Annotated in this window: 14 protein-coding genes; 4 read left to right on the top strand and 10 right to left on the bottom strand. The window is 34.0% G+C overall.

Annotated features, from left to right (window positions below):
- Positions 1-109 precede the first annotated feature (109 nt).
- Positions 110-5,113 carry a family 10 glycosylhydrolase gene (locus tag JK636_RS15270; RefSeq protein WP_202749874.1) on the bottom strand — a complete coding sequence of 1,668 codons (5,004 nt, stop codon included), beginning with the start codon at positions 5,111-5,113 and terminating at the stop codon, positions 110-112.
- Positions 5,114-5,845: 732 nt separating this feature from the next.
- Here JK636_RS15270 and JK636_RS15265 point away from each other — a divergent pair.
- On the top strand, positions 5,846-6,049 hold the full coding sequence (locus JK636_RS15265) for a hypothetical protein (RefSeq protein WP_202749873.1): 204 nt from the start codon (positions 5,846-5,848) through the stop codon (positions 6,047-6,049).
- Between the two features lie 25 nt (positions 6,050-6,074).
- On the opposite strand, the gene JK636_RS15260 is transcribed toward JK636_RS15265, so the two are convergent.
- From JK636_RS15260 to splB, 4 genes are all read right to left on the bottom strand, one after another.
- Positions 6,075-6,647: a 5-formyltetrahydrofolate cyclo-ligase gene (locus JK636_RS15260; RefSeq protein WP_202749872.1), complete on the bottom strand. Its 573-nt coding sequence runs from the start codon at positions 6,645-6,647 to the stop codon at positions 6,075-6,077.
- A gap of 57 nt (positions 6,648-6,704) precedes the next feature.
- Positions 6,705-7,919, bottom strand: coding sequence for an NAD(P)/FAD-dependent oxidoreductase (locus JK636_RS15255; protein WP_202749871.1), 1,215 nt, complete (start codon positions 7,917-7,919; stop codon positions 6,705-6,707).
- Positions 7,920-8,059: 140 nt separating this feature from the next.
- Positions 8,060-8,134 carry a ferredoxin gene (locus JK636_RS24155; RefSeq protein ID WP_420839274.1) on the bottom strand — a complete coding sequence of 25 codons (75 nt, stop codon included), beginning with the start codon at positions 8,132-8,134 and terminating at the stop codon, positions 8,060-8,062.
- An 18-nt stretch (positions 8,135-8,152) separates the two neighbouring features.
- Positions 8,153-9,175, bottom strand: a complete 1,023-nt coding sequence (gene splB, locus JK636_RS15245; RefSeq protein WP_202749870.1) for a spore photoproduct lyase — start codon at positions 9,173-9,175, stop codon at positions 8,153-8,155.
- A gap of 216 nt (positions 9,176-9,391) precedes the next feature.
- Between splB and JK636_RS15240 the strand changes: the two genes are divergently transcribed.
- Genes JK636_RS15240 through JK636_RS15230 form a run of 3 tightly spaced genes read left to right on the top strand, consistent with a single transcriptional unit; the run spans position 9,392 to position 11,764 of the window.
- Entirely contained in the window at positions 9,392-9,796 is a 405-nt protein-coding gene (locus JK636_RS15240) for a GntR family transcriptional regulator (protein ID WP_034570137.1), read from the top strand.
- Positions 9,789-10,895: a hypothetical protein gene (locus tag JK636_RS15235; RefSeq protein WP_202749869.1), complete on the top strand. Its 1,107-nt coding sequence runs from the start codon at positions 9,789-9,791 to the stop codon at positions 10,893-10,895. Before JK636_RS15240 ends, JK636_RS15235 begins: the two co-directional genes overlap by 8 nt.
- A complete protein-coding gene (locus JK636_RS15230; protein WP_202749868.1) occupies positions 10,895-11,764 on the top strand; it encodes an ABC transporter ATP-binding protein in 870 nt (289 codons plus the stop codon). Before JK636_RS15235 ends, JK636_RS15230 begins: the two co-directional genes overlap by 1 nt.
- A gap of 38 nt (positions 11,765-11,802) precedes the next feature.
- Here JK636_RS15230 and JK636_RS15225 read toward each other — a convergent pair whose 3' ends face one another.
- The 5 genes from JK636_RS15225 to JK636_RS15205 all read right to left on the bottom strand — a co-directional run bounded on the left by JK636_RS15225 (position 11,803) and on the right by JK636_RS15205 (position 19,609).
- Positions 11,803-12,123 carry an MGMT family protein gene (locus tag JK636_RS15225; RefSeq protein ID WP_202749867.1) on the bottom strand — a complete coding sequence of 107 codons (321 nt, stop codon included), beginning with the start codon at positions 12,121-12,123 and terminating at the stop codon, positions 11,803-11,805.
- Between the two features lie 119 nt (positions 12,124-12,242).
- Positions 12,243-14,435 (bottom strand): alpha-galactosidase, encoded by a 2,193-nt coding sequence (locus JK636_RS15220; protein WP_202749866.1) that lies wholly within the window; start codon positions 14,433-14,435, stop codon positions 12,243-12,245.
- Between the two features lie 105 nt (positions 14,436-14,540).
- A complete protein-coding gene (gene lacZ / locus JK636_RS15215; RefSeq protein ID WP_202749865.1) occupies positions 14,541-17,555 on the bottom strand; it encodes a beta-galactosidase, LacZ type in 3,015 nt (1,004 codons plus the stop codon).
- 348 nt (positions 17,556-17,903) lie between these two features.
- A complete protein-coding gene (locus tag JK636_RS15210) occupies positions 17,904-18,722 on the bottom strand; it encodes a carbohydrate ABC transporter permease (RefSeq protein WP_202749864.1) in 819 nt (272 codons plus the stop codon).
- On the bottom strand, positions 18,719-19,609 hold the full coding sequence (locus tag JK636_RS15205) for a carbohydrate ABC transporter permease (RefSeq protein WP_420839273.1): 891 nt from the start codon (positions 19,607-19,609) through the stop codon (positions 18,719-18,721). Before JK636_RS15205 ends, JK636_RS15210 begins: the two co-directional genes overlap by 4 nt.
- Positions 19,610-19,649: the final 40 nt, after the last annotated feature.

Below are 19,649 nucleotides of genomic sequence, written 5' to 3'. Positions count from 1 at the left end.
TCTGATTTCAAAACCCAAAATATACAAAAGTGAAGGAATCCCGCCTTTAAGCTCTTTAGCCTTTAGGCGGAATCCTTTTACTGAAGTATTATTTTGATAATATTAAGTTTTAGCTTCTTCTAATTTTTCTTTTTAATAGTAAGCTTAATCCAACTATTATGGAAATTAGACCTGCCGCTACCAATACATTAAAATCTACAAAGTTACCTGTTTTAGGAAGGTTTTGTTTAGGCTGAAGATTTTTATCTACTACAAAGTAATCACTGTTGTGATCAATGGAGAAAGTTATATATCCATTTGCATCCACTGTCAGCTTTTCTGCGATTGCTTCAATAGCTTTTGTTTGTGGATTGTAGTAATAAACATAAATATTCTTCAAGTCTTTTCCTGACAGCCATGCGTCTGATAGCTTTACTTTTACTGTAGCTTTTCCAGGTAAAACACCATTCTCTGCAAAGGAAAGAATTAACGCATCAGCTCCATTTATTTTTTCCTTAATAGCTTCTTTATTAGGTGTTGTTGATTGATTAATATCAGCAATATTTACAGAAAGATCTAAATCCTTTGTACTCCCTTTCATATCCTTTCCATCAAATGTCCAGGATATAGTATCATTTGTAAATGTCACCGACTTGTCTTTTCCCTGAATTGCATCTAATATTGATTTTTTAACTTTACTGTTTTCAGCAATGCTTATTTCTGTATTAGATTTATCCGGAGCCTTTGTTATTTTATCTATAGTTTCTTTTATATTTGCATCATGCTTAAGCTCTGTTATCTTTGCTTCACAAGCGGTCAATTTGCTTAAGTTAGTTATATTGGCATCATTATTTGCTGCTGTTACCAATACTCTTGCTGCTTTAACAGCTGCTTCATCTGTTAAAGTAATGCTCTCCGGTTCTGAAAGAGCTGTTATTGCATCTATTGCTGCTTTTTCCTTTGCAAGCTGTGCCTGTATTGCTGACTCTGCCGCCGCCTTCAACTCAACTATTTTTGTTTCGCAGGCAGTAAGTTTGCTTAGATTAGTTATATTGGCATCTTTATTTGCTGCTGTTACCAATGCTCTTGCTGCTGCAACAGCTGCTTCATCTGTTAGTACTATGTTCTCTGGTGTCGGAAGAGCTGTTATTGCATCTATTGCTGTTTTTTCCTTTGCAAGCTGTGCCTGTATTGCTGACTCTGCCGCCGCCTTCAACTCAACTATTTTTGTTTCGCAGGCAGTAAGTTTGCTTAGATTAGTTATATTGGCATCTTTATTTGCTGCTGTTACCAATGCTCTTGCTGCTGCAACAACTGCTTCATCTGTTAGTACTATGTTCTCTGGTGCCGGAAGAGCTGTTATTGCATCTATTGCCGCTTTTTCTTTTCTATATTGTTCATCTACAGTGTAAGTTTCTGATAAAATTTCAGACTTGTTTCCTGCACCATCAACAGCTATAAATTTTATGGTTGTAGTTTCAGTCAGAGTTATAGGTGAAGAATACTCTGTACTTGCAGTAGTCGGATTGTTTCCATCTGTTGTATAATAGATTTTTGCAGTATTATCATTTGCTGAAAGTGCTACCTTAACATTATCTTTAAGCATAGAACCCTTAATGCTTGCTGCAGCACCTGGATTTCCATATACCGCTCTAATGTCATCAATATAAATAGAGCCTGTTTTAGCAAGATTCGTTACATCAGAAGCCATTATTCTTATTGCTCCATTAGGATGAAGTTTATATGGAGGCTTATTGAGAACTGAAGGACTTGCTTCAACATACTTCCATCCAGTCCAGTTAATAGCATCAGTAAAAGTTAAATAATCTGCTGTCTGACCAGCAATTCCAAAATTATAATAGAGCATCATTCTAAGCGCATATCCCTGAGCCTCTGGAGTTGCATACACCCACATTCCAATCTTAGTTAGATTGTCATTTATAACAGGAGTGTTACTACCAGGACCTTCATAGACCGCAGCTGAAGTTTTTAATGTTGCTTTACTAAAGTCAAAATTAATTTTTAATGAGTTATTACCAAACATCTTCTGAGCTGTATCTATAGCTTGGGTACCTGACACTGTTCCTGAGCCAACAGTAAAATGCCAACCTCCAAGTCCACTTTCAAAGCTTTCTATCACTTGCGGAGCTTTAGCTAATTTTAAAGCAGCTATCTTTGCTTCGCACTCAATTAGCTTATTATAGTTTGTTATCTTATTATCTGCATTTGCCTTAGTTACAAGCTCTCTTGCTTGTATTACTGCTTTCTCATCGGACAAAGTAATACTAGTTGGTACTGGAAGTGCTTCTATTGCATCAATAGCCGCTTTTTCCTTATCTGCCTGGCTTACTCCACCTTGTCCTTTTAACTGAGCGATCTTATTCTCACAGTCTACTAATTTATTAAGATTAGTTATGTTAGCATTATTGTTTGCTGCTGTTACCAATGCTCTTGCTGCCACAACTGTGCCCTCATCTGCTAAGGTAATACTTTCAGCTTCTGGCAAAGCAGCTATAGCATCTATTGCAGCCTTTTCTTTCTTAAGCTGAGTAATTTTATCTTCACAGTCTGTTAATATACTTAAGTTTGTAATATTATTTCCGGTATCATTAGCAGCTGTTACCAGCGCCCTTGCTGCTGTTACTGCTGGTTCATCAGCTAATGTTATACTGCTTGCTGCCGGCAGCGTCTTTATTGCTGCTATTGCTTTTCTGATTGCTGTTATCTTTGACTCGCAATCTACAAGCTTTTGCAAGTTAGTTATTTTTGCATTATCATTTACCTTTGTAACCAAACTTCTTGCGGTCACTATATTGGGCTGATCACTCAACTTAAGACTATTAGCTTCCGGCAATGCTGAAATTGCGTCATTTGCAGTTTTTTCTTTATTTAATTGAATTAATCTTTGTTCACAGCTTATCAATTTTACTAGGTTAGTTATGTCCTTATCGCTATTTGCTGCAGTGACAAGCTTTCTAGCAGCCAGAACAGCTTGTTTGTCTGTTAAAGCCATTGTATCTACTGCCGGCAAATTATTTATTGCAGCTATAGCGCTTTGAGCTTTTATTGCTTTAAGAACAGCCTCACAATCCAGCAGTTTCTGTAAGTTTGTGATTTTACTATCATCCTTTACTACTGTTACCAATGCTCTTGCACTAGAAATAGTGGTTTCAGAGGATAGTGTTACACTGCTGGAATCAGGAAGTGAAGCAATGGCATCTACTGCTGCCTTAACCTTTAATGTTTTAATAGCATTCTCGCAGGCTGTCAATTTATTTAAATTTGTGATACTAGCATCATCATTTGCCTTTATAACTAACGCTCTTGCTGCTGAAACGGCAGGTTCATCAGTTAAAGTAACATTGTCAGGTAAAGCACTAATAGCACTTATAGCTGCTTGAACAGCTGCTGTTTTTGCATCTTCAGTGGTACTTGCTTTACTCTCATTATTAAGTCTGTTTAATGCAGTTACAGCATAGGTATAGCTTTGTCCAGAACTTGCAGTTGTATCTGTGTAAGTTATGCTTGTCTGACTTTGTGTTCTTCTTACTTCACCTATTATATTTTGCGGATCCTCGAAATCTCCTAATTCATTACCATTGAATCTATATACTACATAATAAGCTGAGTCATTATTTTCTGTATCGTTCCAGCTGATTGTATTACCTGATACAGATACATTGTCCGGGCTGTTAGGTGCATTTGTTCCAAGCCAAGGCATACTTGGAACTAGTGCCCTTGTATTAAAATATTGATTTTTAATTATGTCTGTAACCTTTAGATTGTTCTTATTTAAATCTGCCAGACTGAAGAATGTATCTCCTTTAATTTCCGGATACATTGAATTAAATTTTAATTGATTTGGTATTTCTTGATCATTCTGCCATGCTCCACCTGAACCAATTTTATAATTAGCATGTCCAATATAAAGCTGGCAATTTGTGCCCTTAACTACATCAGCCCACCATGCTGCTAATTCTCCATAAGGCGCTGCTGGAATCTGAGCAAAATACCAATAAATCTGTGGAGTAATATAGTCAATCCATCCATTTTTTGCCCATTTTCTCGTATCAGCATATATGTCATCATAACTTGATGAGGATGTTAGAGCTGTACCTGAACCTGCACCCTCTGCACTTCCCTCAGGATGATTACCTAAATGCGCCCAAATTCCAAAAGGACTTATACCAAATTTGACATATGGCTTTGAGCTCTTTATTGCCTTAGAAATATTTTGTATTAAGTTGTCTATATTATTTCTTCTCCAATTGTCTATATCAGTAAACCCTCTTGGATATTTCTTAAAAGTTTCAAAATCATTAGTGTTGTCTCCATAAGTGTAAGAATTATCTCCAAAAGCAGATGAAATAGTTTGACCTGTTATAGGGTCTGTTCTGCCAACCTTATATGGATAGAAGTAATCATCAAAATGTACAGCATCTATATCATATTTATTTACAACTTCCATAATACTGTCCTGTACAAATTTCTGAACCTCTGGTATACCAGGATTTAAAATTAATCTACTGTCAAACTTTAATAAATATTCAGGGTGCTTTTTCGCAAAATTATCGTCAGACAGTTTTGCTGCTGCTATTGCATCAGCTACAGTACTTGTTTGTAATACATCCCAACCTTGAGCTACCCTATAAGGATTAAACCAGGCATGAAATTCCATGTTTCTCTTGTGAGTTTCTTCAATCATCCATGAAAGTGGATCCCAGCCTGGGTCCTTTCCTTGAATACCAGAAAAATAAGCTGACCAAGGATTTAAATTTGATTTGTAGAAAGCATCATTCATAGGTCTTACTTGAAAGGTAACCGCATTCATATTTAAGTCTTGAAATTGCTGCAGAATCTTAAGCCATGCAGCTTTGAATTGTTCTTCGGTTGAACACTGCGGAATGTCAATGTTATCTACCGTGGCTACCCACGCACTCCTAAACTGCCTTTTTTCATGAGGCGGATCCTTAGGAATAGAAATCGGATTACCCCTTAGTAAAATAGGATTACCGCTTGTATCTGTAAGCGGTACAAGATTGCTGTCGGCTTTAATTGTAGTGCCTACGCAGTAAGTTGAAATAATTGAGGCCGCCAATGATAAAGCTAGAGTTCTCAAAAATTTCCTTTTCATTACTATATCCTTCCCCCTTAAAATTATTTCTACGCAAAATATTCAGAAGAAGCTTTTGCGTATTATAACGTTTTCAACAAACATAATAGTGATTCTTTTATTCATTTTTATACAAGATTTAGTCTAAAAACTTAACTTATTCATGTTATAATATAGAGATTTTCAAGCCTTTATAATTCATAAATAAGTTAATAATGGGACTTAAACCCCTATAAGGTAAATTTAATCTATCTATCATTATTACATTAATTGAATTTAATTCCATTATAAGGTATATAAAATAAACTTTCAATAATTTTATGAATATTCGTAGTATATTTTTATAAAATTGTTAAATCTATAATTTCAACAATTTTTCATTAAAAAATTAAGAAGTTATTATTCAATTGGAGGATTATTATTGTCCTGATTTTTATTACAGAACTTACGCATACAAATAAAACCCTGCTAAAATAGGGTACTTAAGCACTTAATCTTTCCAAGATGGTTGTTGTTACATGGATTGAGACAGTATTTAACTCTTTACATTTAGCATCTTCATATGATAAATTAATGATGTAAATGATGATGTTATTATTGTTGATTGAAATATTGGAAGTAGGCGAGTTAAAGCGTCATGTGAAACCCAAAAAAGCCTGACGGGGTAAAGATTATAGGAAGCATTGATACTACTCGTATTTAAAATTCTGCGTAAGTTCTGTTAATAAAGATATCTAGGAAAGGATGATATAAATGAAGAAATCAAAAAAGGCTTTAAGTAAAAATCTAGGCTTTAAAATTGACATGAATGAATTAGCATTAAATCAGCGAAAGTTTGAAACCAGTGAAATTGGACGTGGAGTTGGAATTCATAAAAACAAAAAAGGCAAAGGCTCATATACCCGTAAGAATATCAAGTTTGGTGATAGTTCTTGCGGGTATATTTGTCTCTATTAATAGTTTTGCCATAAGCTTTTTCTATTTATTTAAAAGCAGTACTTATATTTTCTTTTTCTGTGATTATACCGTCGATTCTTATGTCATGTTCGTTCATAGGAACACTATCTAGCACTTGAAAGTGATATGCCAAGGCTATTTTGTCAACATGCTTGTTCATATTAGATATAAATCTATCATAAAATGCAGCTCCGTAGCCTACCCTGCCCCCATACCTGTCAAAAGCAACTCCAGGCATTAGTATTAAATCTAAACTATTTTTATCAACTTGCTGACAGCTTTCAATTGGCTCCAATATTCCGAAATAGCCTTTTTTCAATTGATTAAAGCTATCTATTTTATATAGTTTAATTCCTTCCTGCTTTGAATTAATTTTTGGTACACATATTGTCTTGTGATTACTAATAGCATCATTAATAATCATATGAGTATCTACTTCACTTTTAAAACTTACAAAAGTAAATATTGTATTTGCTCTCTTGTATAGTTCACTTGTTATAAGTCTTTTAAATATGCTTTCATCCCATTTGCTTCTTATATCTGAATCTATTGATTCCCTCTGCTCAAGTATTTTCTTTCTAATTTCACTTTTCTCCACAAGTATCCCCCCTATACTTTATATTTTATACTTAATCAATGTATACTGGTATCTAAATTATTTAGATTTTAGTTTAACAAGCAAATCGTCAACTGAAGTATTGGATAAATCAGTATCAGAGAGTACAGTTTCTTTTTCAATGGCATTCTTTAGTAAAGTAGAATATTTAGAGTCCCCAATTAAAATCGCTCCTATTATTTTATTATCTTTTATAAATATTCTTTTATAGGATATTTTATCTATGCTTTCGTCAGCCAATGTTTTATCGCAGCTGTTTTCATCTATATCTCCCGCAGAAAATAATGATAAATTAAAGGCATTCATTGTAGTAACCGGTATTAATCCAGTATATGCTGCATCTTTGCCTGCAATATTGTAACCTGCTATTTTACCCTGTTCTGCAGCAATATTCCAAAGTCCGCCTATCTTGCCATTATACTCAGCAACATCACCTGCTGCATAAACATTTTCTACGCTAGTTTCCATTTTATCACTAACAATAACTCCAAGATTTGTTTTTACAGGTGTATTTTCTAAAAGTTTTTTATTTGCCCTAATACCCACAGAATAAATTATCATATCGCAGTTAAATGTTCTTCCATCCTTTGTTATAATACCCTCTGCTTTATCTTCTCCTGTAATTTCTTTTATTTGAGTATTTAAAAGAACTTTTACGTTAAAGCTTTCAATTGCTTTTAGCAGAATTTCAGATGCTCTTTTATCTAGCTGACGGGGCATCAATCTTTCTAAAGCTTCAGCTATAACAACCTCTTTATCCTGTATACGCAATGCCCATGCAGTTTCAAGTCCCTGTACTCCGCCGCCTATGGTCAATATAGTCTTTTTATCAGCAATATTAGCTCTTATAGTTTGTATATTATCAAACTTTCTTATGGTATACACATTCTTTTTGTCTATTCCATTGATAGGAGGTATAAAATTATTTGATCCGCTAGCCAGCAATAGCTTGTCATATTTTAAAATGGCTCCATCATTTAAAGTAACACTATGGTTTAGTACATCAACCTCAACAACTTCCTTATCCAAGTGTAACTTTACATTATTCTGTTCATACCATTCTCTCTTCTGAAGCAACATTTTGTCTGTATCAATATTATCAAACAAGCTTTTAGTTAATCTTATTCTATAATAGGGATATATTTTTTCGTTTTGAAATATATATATTTTCGTTTCACTATCTATTTCTCGAATTGCCTTCGCCGCATTTACAGCTGCAATTCCTCCGCCTATTATAACTATATTATTATTCATAAAATCACCACCATTTTAGTCTAAGATTATTAATATTAAGTACCTTATAATTAATTATAAAATTTTTTTAGTATAAAAAATATGACTTGAATCAAATTTGCGAAAAAGAATGCCAAGCATAACAACTTGGCATCCTTTATCTATTCTACTGTAATTGCGTTTACAGGACATGAGTTGGCAGCGTCTTTTGCATCAGCAACTTGTGAATTTAGTATTTCTTCGTCTATTGCATTTTATATAATGTATTTAATTTCCTTATTGTTAAATAGCTGCTCTATATCTTTTCTAAAAAACTCTTTTATGTCTTCCATGCTTTCTTTAGGATATACATATTTTCCGTAGCCAAATTGACCAAACTTAAACTTACGCTCTTCATCTGACATAGGAAGCTTAGTTTCAGGAAAGATCTCAAGAATTCTATTTTTTGCTACTGTAGTATATCGGTGTGATATTACTTCAAAAGTTATTGGAAACATCAAATCATTTGGAAGTTTCCTTTTTAGTTCAAGAAGCAAATCATGATATTCTTCCTTCCAATTAGGGTATATAAATACAGGCGCAATTAAAAAACCCGTTAAATATCCTGTTTCTGCAACCTTCATACTTGCTTCAATTCTTTTATCTCTAGAAGCTGTTATATGTTCATACTGATTTATGATAAATGAGGTATTAATACTGAATCTTATTTCTGTATGTCCATTGTGTTCTACATTTAAAAGTGAATCTACATCATTATATTTTGTTACAAATCTAAATCTCCCCTTTTCGCTATTGCCAAAAAACTCTATAGTTTTTTGCAATGAATGTGTATAGGGTTCTAACGGTAACGGATCAGAAGTTGCTGAGCCTTCAAACATAGTAATATCAGGAAGCCTCTCATTAATATACTTTTCGGTCTTATCAAGAATATCATCTATATTAACGTGAACTCGTACAAATGGCTTATCACCAAGTTGTGTATTCAAATAGCAGTATTCACACTGTCCCATACAACCCGATACCAACGGGAGCTGGTAATGAGCTGAAGGCTTACATGCTTGAAATTTTAGGCTTTTCTTAGTTCCTACAACTAAAGTCCTCTTTCCTTCTCTATATTGTGAAAATAAGTCATTTCCTGGAATATGTTCCTTATATTTATTAGAATTCAAATTTATAATTTCTATATTTGCATTATCCTTAAATTTATTAAGAATCTCTTGTGCCATTTCATACTTTAACGAATCCTTCTCAAATATAATTCTCTTAGGTATAAACATATCACTAATTTTGCTCTCCTTTTTATAATTTATCATGATTATTATTACAAAACCCAATAAATAGTATACTAAGTATTTATTTTATAGATTTATAAGCAGGTTATAATATAAAAAATGCTTGACACTCTGCCAGTATATGTAATATATTATAAGTGTACTATATAAACTAGTGCACTTAATACATTATTATTATTTTATTTGAAAGGAGCTGATGGCTTGTTCAATATCGATGCTCGAAGCAGCACTCCAATATACGAACAGATTATAAACGCTGTAAAAGAAAGCATTATAAAAGGAATACTCATGCCTGGAGATAAGCTTCCATCCGTAAGAGAGCTTGCTTCCATGCTTACAACAAATCCAAATACAGTCAGCAAAGCTTACAGTGAATTAGAACGAATGAAGATAATAGAAACCTTAAGAGGTAAAGGCACTTTCGTAGCTATAGATTATAAGCCCAAATTGGAGGAGGATAAAATGGCTAAGTTGAAAGAAGACTTGAAAAAGCTTTTAATGGATGCACATTATATGGGAATTAAAAAGGGAGATATTAAAAAGATTATGGATGAGCTTTATGGGGAGCTATTAGGAGATAGTGAAGGGGGAGATAATAATGAATAAGTATTTTAATAAAGCTCTGTTTTATACTGAAAAGAAGAATATACTTGCCTCTATGTCTGCTTATGGAATATGTTATGCTATAGCATTGCTTCAGTTTTCAGGAAACTTTTTCGCTCTAAAGAGAATATCTAAACTTTCAAATATTACTGATTATACAACTCCAGCCTACACACTAAACTTTATGTACTTCTTCTTCTTTGCCTTTTGCATAACTACCGTAGTTTATTCCTATATGGAGAAGGATAAAAAATACTACTTTATGCTTACTCAGCCTTACTCCAGAGCTTCCATTATAGTCACAAAAACTATAAGCTTTATAATAAGTATTATTGTTCCAGCTGTTATCTATGGAATAATTTCTTTCTTAATATTAGCCTTTAATAAGAGCTATCTAGGCTCCAATTTCGGAAAACTATCAATTGAACTGTTTTTAAAGCTTTTTTGCATAATAGCAATTTTAACTTTACTCTCAACGCTGCTTCAACTGTTTCAAATGATATTTGGAAAAATGATAGCAGGTGTCATATTTCCTGTTATATATACTTGTATGATCTTTCTTAGTCTTAGTCTTATGAAAAACTTTGTAAGTAAAAAAATTAATGGATTAAGAACTGCCATAGAATATATTAACACCTTTCTGTTTTCACCTGGAAAGTTCTCTATTGGCGAAAAAAGATTCAGTACTCTTAGTTTTTCAACAATTAACTATATGGATAAATGCTACTTTTTAACTTCCATTATACTTCTGTTAATATCCGCTATACTTGTATATGCAGCCATAAAGCTTAACTCAAAGATTAAAGCTGAAAACATCTCTGATATATTCATGTTTAGATTTAGTGAAGTTATTTTCAAAGTCATTTTCTCTTTAACCTTTACTATTATCGGAAGCTTAATTATATCTGGACTACTTTATTATTTATACTCTGCTGTACTAGGAATGAATTACTCAACCTATCTTATGAACAATTACGGTATTCAGGGCAAGGAAAGCATTGAGCATAATTTATATTTAGTTCTCGATATTTTATGGATACCTATGTTTGTTTTTATATATAAGTTGTTCAGTAAAATAATGAATGGAAGGAGGATTCAGTAATGCTTCAGGTAATTAATGTTTCAAAGAGCTTTTCTGGCAAGGAGGCTATAAAGAATATAAACTTAGAAGTTAAAAAAGGAACTATAATGGGACTTGTAGGTCCAAACGGTGCAGGAAAATCTACTCTTCTTCGAACTATAGTTGATATCTACGACCCTGACGGCGGAAAGATACAGGTCAATGGCTATGATATAAAGGATAATTTTGAACTGAAACAAACTATTGGCTATGTGGCAGATAGAAATGATTTTTTTAACTCATATAAAATAAATGATATAGTTAAATATTATAAATTTGCTTACAAAAACTTTGATATAGACAAATTTTATGAATTAAATGCAGTCTTTGAAATACCTCTTAATAAAAAACTTTCAAAGCTGTCAAAGGGTAATGCTTCAAGAGTAGCTTTCATGTTTGCTATGAGCTTAGCACCTGAACTCTTAGTACTTGATGAACCTACTTCCGGTCTTGACCCGATAGTAAAGAGAAAATTTCTACAGCTTTTAGTAGAGGACGTATCTGAAAGAGGAACAACAGTTGTAATCTCCTCTCATAACCTAAGCGATCTCGAAAGCATATGTGATCAGGTAGTTTTCTTAAACGATGGCGAAATATTAAAAGACAATACTCTCGACAATCTAAAAACCTCTATGAAAAAGCTTCAAATAATATTTAAAGATACCGCCCCTTCCGGCTTTGAATGCTGGCCTGAATTTATAAATGTAACTAAACTTGGCCGAAGCTACAATATAGTTACTGATAATTACAGCGAGGAGCTTCTTGCTAAACTCAAAGATAATGGAGCTTTATTTATAGAAGAGCTAAATTTAACCCTGGAAGACATGCTCATTTTTGCAGTTGAAAAATAAACAAACCCTCCAAGGCATTTGCACCTTGGAGGGTTTGTTTATTTAATCTCAGGTCCAGCCCAAAGACTTTTCTTTAAATTGATTGTTCCATCTCTTTTGAATATTACACCTTCTGATTGTAAAATTTCTCTTTGAAGCTCCCTTGAACCAAAGACATAACCCGGAGACATTTCTCCAAGCCTGTTTACAACTCTGTGGCAAGGAAGTTTTAAATCAGAGGGAACTGCTCTCATGGCCCAGCCAACTACCCTTGCATTTGATTTTTCACCTAGTATTTCAGCGATCTGCCCATAGGTAGCTACTTTTCCTTGCGGTATTTGAGCTACTATTTCATAAACCCTTAAGAAAAAATCCTTCATCCTGCATTCTCCTGTATTTAATACCACTATATAAAAAATAGTAGGCCCAAAACTAAATTGGAATCTACTATTTTTCATTATATTATATCAAATTTTATGGGTGATAAACATACTTATTTTTAATCTATACTTTTTAACTTCCATGTAATGCTTTGATAATCACCCTGTAGCTCTGGAATGCCTATTCCCGCGTACATTAATTGCTCTCCGCTATAAGTTTTATTGCTGCCAGTAACAGTATACATTTTATCAGTATCTAGTCCTCTTAATTTTAACCTTGAAATTGGACCATTAGGTGCCGCAAGGACTCTAAAGTATGCTGCAAAAGCTTCTGTTTTGTCCTCTGACACAATAATCCAGGCAGTTTCATTTCCTTCAAAAGGACTCATTAATCTATATAAGCTTCCAAACTGAATTAGCTCTCTCAATTCTTTATACTGATCTATCTGCAATCTGACTGTTTTCTTCTCCTCATCATTAAACTTAGTAAGATCAAGCTCATATCCAAAGTTGCCGGACATAGCTACATCTCCCCTCATCTTGAGAGAAGTATTTCTATGAACCTGGTGGTTAGGTACTGCGGATACATGAGCTCCCATTGTACTTAAAGGATAAACAATACTTGTACCATATTGTATCTTTAATCTCTCTACTGCATCAGTGTCATCGCTGGTCCAAGTCTGAGGCATATAATAAAGCATTCCCGGATCAAAACGACCTCCGCCTCCTGAGCAGCTTTCAAATAATACATTTGGGAAGTCTTTAGTTATCTTATCGAGTATTTTATAAAGACCTAATATATATCTATGAGCAGTTTCTCTTTGCCTTTCTGCGCTCAGACAAGCTGAACCTATTTCAGTCATATTTCTATTCATATCCCACTTTACATAACTTATGGGAACTGTTCTTAAAATATTAGATACAACTTCAATAATGTAATTGCAGACATCTTCTCTTGTTAAATCAAGAACAAGCTGATTTCTTCCCTCTGAACGTCTTCTACTTGGCACATGCAAGCACCAGTCAGGATGAGCTCTATATAAATCACTGTCTGGTGACACCATCTCAGGCTCAAACCATAGGCCAAATTTAAGTCCAATACTATTAACACGCCTTGCTAAATCCTCAAGACCCCCTGGAAGTTTTCTAGCATCTTCTATCCAATCTCCTAATGAACTGTTATCGCTATCTCTTCTGCCAAACCATCCATCATCCAATACAAAAAGTTCAATTCCAAGTTCTTTTCCTGCCTTAGCTATATTTTCTATTTTCTCAGCATTAAAATTAAAATATGTTGCTTCCCAGTTATTAACTAAAACAGGCCTTACTTTATCCCTGAACTCTCCCCTGCATAGTCTTGTACGATAAAGCTTATGGTAGGTTCTTGACATGCCGCCCAAACCTTCATTTGAGTACACCATTACTACTTCAGGTGTTTGAAAGCTCTCTGAAGGCTCTAAAAGCCATGTGAAATCAAAGGGATTTATTCCAATAGATACTCTTGTTGTACTATACTGATCAACTTCAGCCTGAGCTAGAAAATTACCACTGTAAACTAAGCTAAAGCCATATACATCACCTTGCTCTTCTGCAGTGTCCTTGCTTAATAATGCAATAAAAGGATTATGATTGTGGCTGCTTGAACCTCTTCTGCTCTCTACTGATTGGCTTCCTTTTAAAAGAGATCTTCTCTCAACATGTCTTTCTCTTGCCCAAGAACCATATAGGTGCATAAAGTCGTAGTCTTCATTATTAAAATCTATGCTCATGCTCAAAGCACGAAGAAGCTTCAACTTGCTTTCTCCATTATTTATAAATCTAACACTTCTTGTGATTACATTATAATTCTCATAAACAGTATAAGATAATACAGCTCTAAGTCCAACTAGCTCATCAAGCATTACTATTTCCAAAGTTTCTGCCTCTTCATCACTTTCTACATAAGTAGAAGGCAGCCCTTCAAGCTGAGACTTGCCTTTTACAATTCTGTGATTCTCATATCTTAAATCTGTTATTGTTGAACCATTTTCAAGCTGCACTGAATATGCCGGAATACGAAAATCTGTATCTCCATAGGATGGATATTCCTGAGGCAGAGTGTCCAGAGATAATGCTTTATTTTCTGGATTTGGATTTGCTGAAAAGGAGCATCTCTCTCTAAGTACTAATAAATCTTCTGCATTGATATTTTTTATCTTTTTTCCCCAATATAAATGTGCCAGATAACCTTCTTTAAGCACCTGCATTATATAGCTTGTATTTCCTGCCTGAAGATGAAAAACCTTATTTTCATTATTATAAATAATACTCATATAGTATTCTTCCCTTTCTTATATAGTCAAAGAACTGCTGACATAGTATGCTCGTCAGCAGTTATAAAAATTAAATTAACGTGTTGTGCTATAATAGAAAACTTCTTATCTTCCTATTATAAATTCAAAATGCATATCCTTAGAAGAATCGATCAGGTATTCTTTATGCACCGGAGCACCCCAACTGTCGTCTCCTCCTACACCCATCTGTTTTCCTGCTATAGTCACTACTGTATAGTGTACCTTAGGAAGTTCATAATGATGAAGAGCATTTTGAAGCTCAAAGGCAGTATAAGGTGATACTCCTAATTCAAACGGAGCACCCGAAGCAGTGAACTTAAGTTCAAAGCCCTCTTTAGCCTTTACTTTTGCCCATCTTATTCCTGTATGATTTCCGCTTTCCTGCGGCTTTGCATATTTTGAAACATTTTCAATTACTGACTTTTCAAAGATGCCTAAACATGCACCATGCTTTCTATCAGTGTAGTTTTCTTCAGGTCCCATTCCATACCATTCAAAACTATCAAAGTCAGCAGAAAGCTTAATTGCAAGACCAAATATAGGAAGCTCCGGCAAACCTTCTGTTCCCTTGTAATCGCAGCTTACTTTAATTTCTCCGTTTCCATAAGAAGTATAGGCAGCACTTACCTGTGTTTCAGGTATTGTAGGTAAAGTATAAGTATATTTTACAGTAACGCTGCAATCATCTTCTGTTACCTCAACATTTGTACAGCGCTGGAACATACTAGCCTGAAGCCACTGACCACATCTGAAGCCTTGACCGTTTCCTTTGTCATTGTCCGTCATTGCTCTCCAATATATCGGCATTGGAGCACGTGTAATAACCTCTTTACCTCCATATCTTAAAGATATAATTCCACCTTCTTGCTTTGAGAATAGGACACTGAAATCTTTGGTCTTAACTCCAATGTTAATATCTCCATATATAACCTCAGGTTTTTCTGGCTTACTCGGAACTGCATTTTCTTCTACACTATATACAAACTGGCCATAGGCAACAGTATAACCCCTGTCTGCCCATAAAACAGTCTCTTTTAATTTAAAGGAAGTATTAACTGAATACTCACCTGCTTTAAGAGTTTCGGGCAAATTGAATTTAACGTATTGCTTTTCAAGAGCTTTTATATTAACTTCAAGAATATCCTTAAAAATCTCCCTTCCTTCAAACTCAAGGGTATATTCCAAATAATATTCAGAGGTATCTATAAATAAATTCTGGTTATCAACTAACACTCCATTTTGATCTACAGTAAGCTTTATGTTTTGGTAAAGTCTTCTTACTTCCTGAGTCTTAGGCGAAACTGTTCTATCAGCATATACTATTCCATTGCCGCAGAAGTTATAATCTGTTGGTCGGTCATCAAAGTCTCCGCCATAAGCCAAGAATTCTTTACTGTACCTATCCTTCCTAACTACAAACTGATCAATATAGTCCCAAATAAAGCCTCCTTGATACATGTCGTACTTATCTTCAAGCTCTACATACTTATGCATTGCTCCACAGGAATTCCCCATAGCATGCATATATTCACAGCTTATGTAAGGCTTTTCCGGATTTTCATTGAGATATTTTTCTATATCAGTAACTTTAGCGTACATTCTGCTTTCCATATCGCTTGTAGCGTTAAATCTTCTATCATTAAATATTCCTTCATAATGAACCAACCTTGAGGGATCCTTCATTCTAAAATATTCAGACATTCTAAAGATATTTTCTCCTCCAAAGGACTCATTTCCACAAGACCATATTAAAATTGAAGGATGGTTTTTGTCTCTTTCAAGCATAGAAGCAGCCCTATCCAAAACAATATCACGCCACTCTATCTTGCTGTCTGGAATAACCCAATCCGGCTTAACAGCGCCCATCTTCTGCCATGATCCATGAGTTTCTAAGTTTGTTTCATCTATTAAGTATATGCCATATTCATCGCAAAGCTCATACCAATAGCTTTGATTTGGATAGTGACTTGTTCTAACTGCGTTTATATTGTGCTGCTTAAGGAATTTAATATCCCAAAGCATATCTTCCTTGGTTATGGCTCTTCCCTTTCTGCAGTTAAACTCATGTCTGTTTATTCCTTTAAAAATTATTCTCTTGCCATTTAGGTGCATAACCTTATTAAGCATCTCAAATTTTCTAAAACCAATCTTTTGTGGAATTATTTCTATAGTATTCCCAGCATCATCTTTAACAAAAATATAAAGATTATAAAGATAAGGTCTTTCAGCACTCCAAAGTTCAACATTATTTACTTGTAATCGAAGTGTCATAAAATCTGCAGCGGTTTCAGAAACTTCTGCTGCTGCAACACCATTTTTATCAATAAGCACTAAGCTAATATTAGTATCTAAATTTCCAACTAATTTAAGTTCAAGCTCAAGCAAGGCATTCTTATATTCTTTGTCTAAGTCAGTCTTTACGCATATATCTTGCACGTGTGTTTTAGGAATAGAATATAAATATACATCTCTGAAGATGCCTGAGAATCTCCAAAAGTCCTGATCTTCAAGCCATGCTCCTGTAGACCTTTTATAAACCTCAACAGCCAGCTTGTTCTCGCCTTCTTTAATATATGGAGTTAAATCAAACTCAGAGGGTGTAAAACTATCTTCACTATAGCCTACAAACTCTCCATTGAGCCAAACATAGAATGCATTTTCTATTCCTTGAAAAGATATATACAACGGACTATTTTTAAGTTCTTCTTCCAAAGTAAAATACTTCACATAACTGCCTACAGGATTATACTCTTCAGATATATGAGGCGGCCTTAAAAAGCTGTGCCCATCCCAAGGATACATAGTATTTATATACTGTGGTTTATCATAACCCTGGAGCTGAATATGCCCTGGAACAGTTATGTCCTTCCAACAGCTGCAGTCAAACTCTAATTTATAAAAATCACTAACCCTTGAACTTGGATTAATAGCAAAGCTAAACTTCCAATTACCGTTTAGACTTTGTCTTAAGGTCATTTCTTCATTTTTTGCTTCTTCTTCACTTAAATAGTACTTGTGGTCTGAATGAGGTTCTAATCTATTCACTTTAAAAACTGAAGGATTTGAAAGCCATTCAAGGCTTGGGTTTTTATAGTTCATTTTAATTCCTCCTTTTAGTCGAAACACTGAGCAATTAAAGATCACTCGCTTCCGCTCGCTAATTGCTCGTTAAAGCCCATTTAGGGCTTTAACCTCCTTTTAGTCGAAACACGGAGTAGTTTAAGATTACTTGCTCCAGCTCGCAAACTACTCGTTAAAGTCCATTTAGGACTTTAACCTCCTTTTACTCGGATCACTGGGTAGTTTATGAGTGCTCGTTCCACGTGTAAACTACCCGCTTAAGTCCACTTAGGACTTAAGCTTTCTAAATTTATAAATAAAGAGTTAATAATTAGAATTTACTCCTTAACTACTAACTCTTAATTGTATTATATAAACTTCTAATTGTTATCCTTTAACAGAGCCCAGCATACCCTCAACAAATTGTTTTTGCATTAAGAAAAATACCAGAGCTGTAGGCAGAGTTGTAATAACAATTCCTGCCATTATCATTCCGTAATCTGGTGTGTAAGAGGAACTCATAGTAGAAATTATCAGCGGCGCTGTTCTTTTACTTGCAGTTTGCAGGGTTATAAGAGGCCACATGTAGTTGTTCCAGCTGCTCATAAAAGTAATAATAGCTGCAGCTGCATAGGTAGACTTCATTGTTGGAACATAGATTCTTGTAAAGAGCTGCAATTCGCTTAATCCATCAATTCGTCCAGCCTCCAGCAAGTCCTTTGGAAAGGACTTAGTATTCTGTCTAAAGAAGAATATTAGGAATGCTGTAGCTATGCCTGGAATTATAACTGAAGCAGTTGTATTTAGTCCAAATATCTTAAAGTTTCTAAACATCCTGAACAAAGGTACCATAAGTGATGCAAAAGGAACCATCATAGACAAAAGTAAAATACTAAATATCCTGTCTCTAACTTTGTTTCTGTAAATTTCAAAACCGTATCCTGCCAATGAAGATACAACCAAAGCTATTACTGTAGTTATTACTGCAATTTTTGCTGAATTAACTAAGGAATTAGCAAAGTGAAGGTTATTTGTAAAAAGATTTTTCATATTTTCAAATAAATGTGTACCTGGAATCAATGAGCCTTTAGTAACCTCTACAGATTTGTTAGTCATACTTATAATCATCCATAAAAATGGGAAAATAGAAATCAGAGAAGCTATAGATAAAAATATATATTTAAATACATTTGTTGTCTTTTTCATTTATTATCACCTGCCACTTTAAATTGAATTAGTGATAATATAACAATCATAGCTACAATAGTATAGGAAACTGCTGCTGCATAACCAAAGTTAGGAGTGTACTTAAAGCTAAGATTGTATATATACTGAGATATTGTAGTCGAGGCATTTCCCGGTCCGCCTCCAGTTATATTCATAACTTCATCAAAAAGCTGAAGGGTTCCTGAAGTTGAAGTTATTGTTGTAAACAAAATAATAGGCTTTAATAAAGGTAAAGTAATGTTAAAAAATTGCTTTGTTGCTGAAGCTCCATCTATTTCAGCTGCTTCATAAATTGATGGGTCTATATTTTGAAGACCTGCTAAATAAAATATCATATTATAACCTGTCCAACGCCAAGTTATTGCTATTATAATTGTAATCTTGGCCCAGAAAGGACTAGTCATCCAATTTATTGGTGAAGAAATCAAATGTATATTCATAAATAGCTTATTCATAAGTCCATCATTAGCAAATAAGCTTTTAAATATTACTGAATAAGCAACCAAGGAAGTTATACAAGGTAAAAAAATAGCGGTTCTGAAAAATCCCTTTCCTTTAAGATTCTTATCATTTAATAGTACTGATATAAATAAAGCTAGTAAAATCATAATAGGTACTTGAACTACTAAATAGATCAAAGTATTAAAAACTGCTTTTTTAAAGGTTTCATCAGTTAAAAGTCTTTTATAATTACTTAGGCCTACGAATTTGAGATTATTACCAGCACCTGATTTTAACGAGGTAATAAATGCCTGTATCATAGGATAAAAAACAAAGGTGATTACTAAAATTATACTTGCTACTGTAAAACACCAGCCAATTATATTTTGCTTTCTCTCTAAGGTGCCTTTTTTATTAATACTCAAAGCTCTCCCCCCTTGCTAGAATTTATTAACTAGCAATTAA

The organism is Clostridium rhizosphaerae (genome assembly GCF_016765585.1).
GTDB lineage: Bacteria > Bacillota > Clostridia > Clostridiales > Clostridiaceae > Clostridium_AT > Clostridium_AT rhizosphaerae.
Note: the sequence above shows the minus strand (reverse complement) of the source record. Positions and strands in the feature narration are given on the sequence as shown.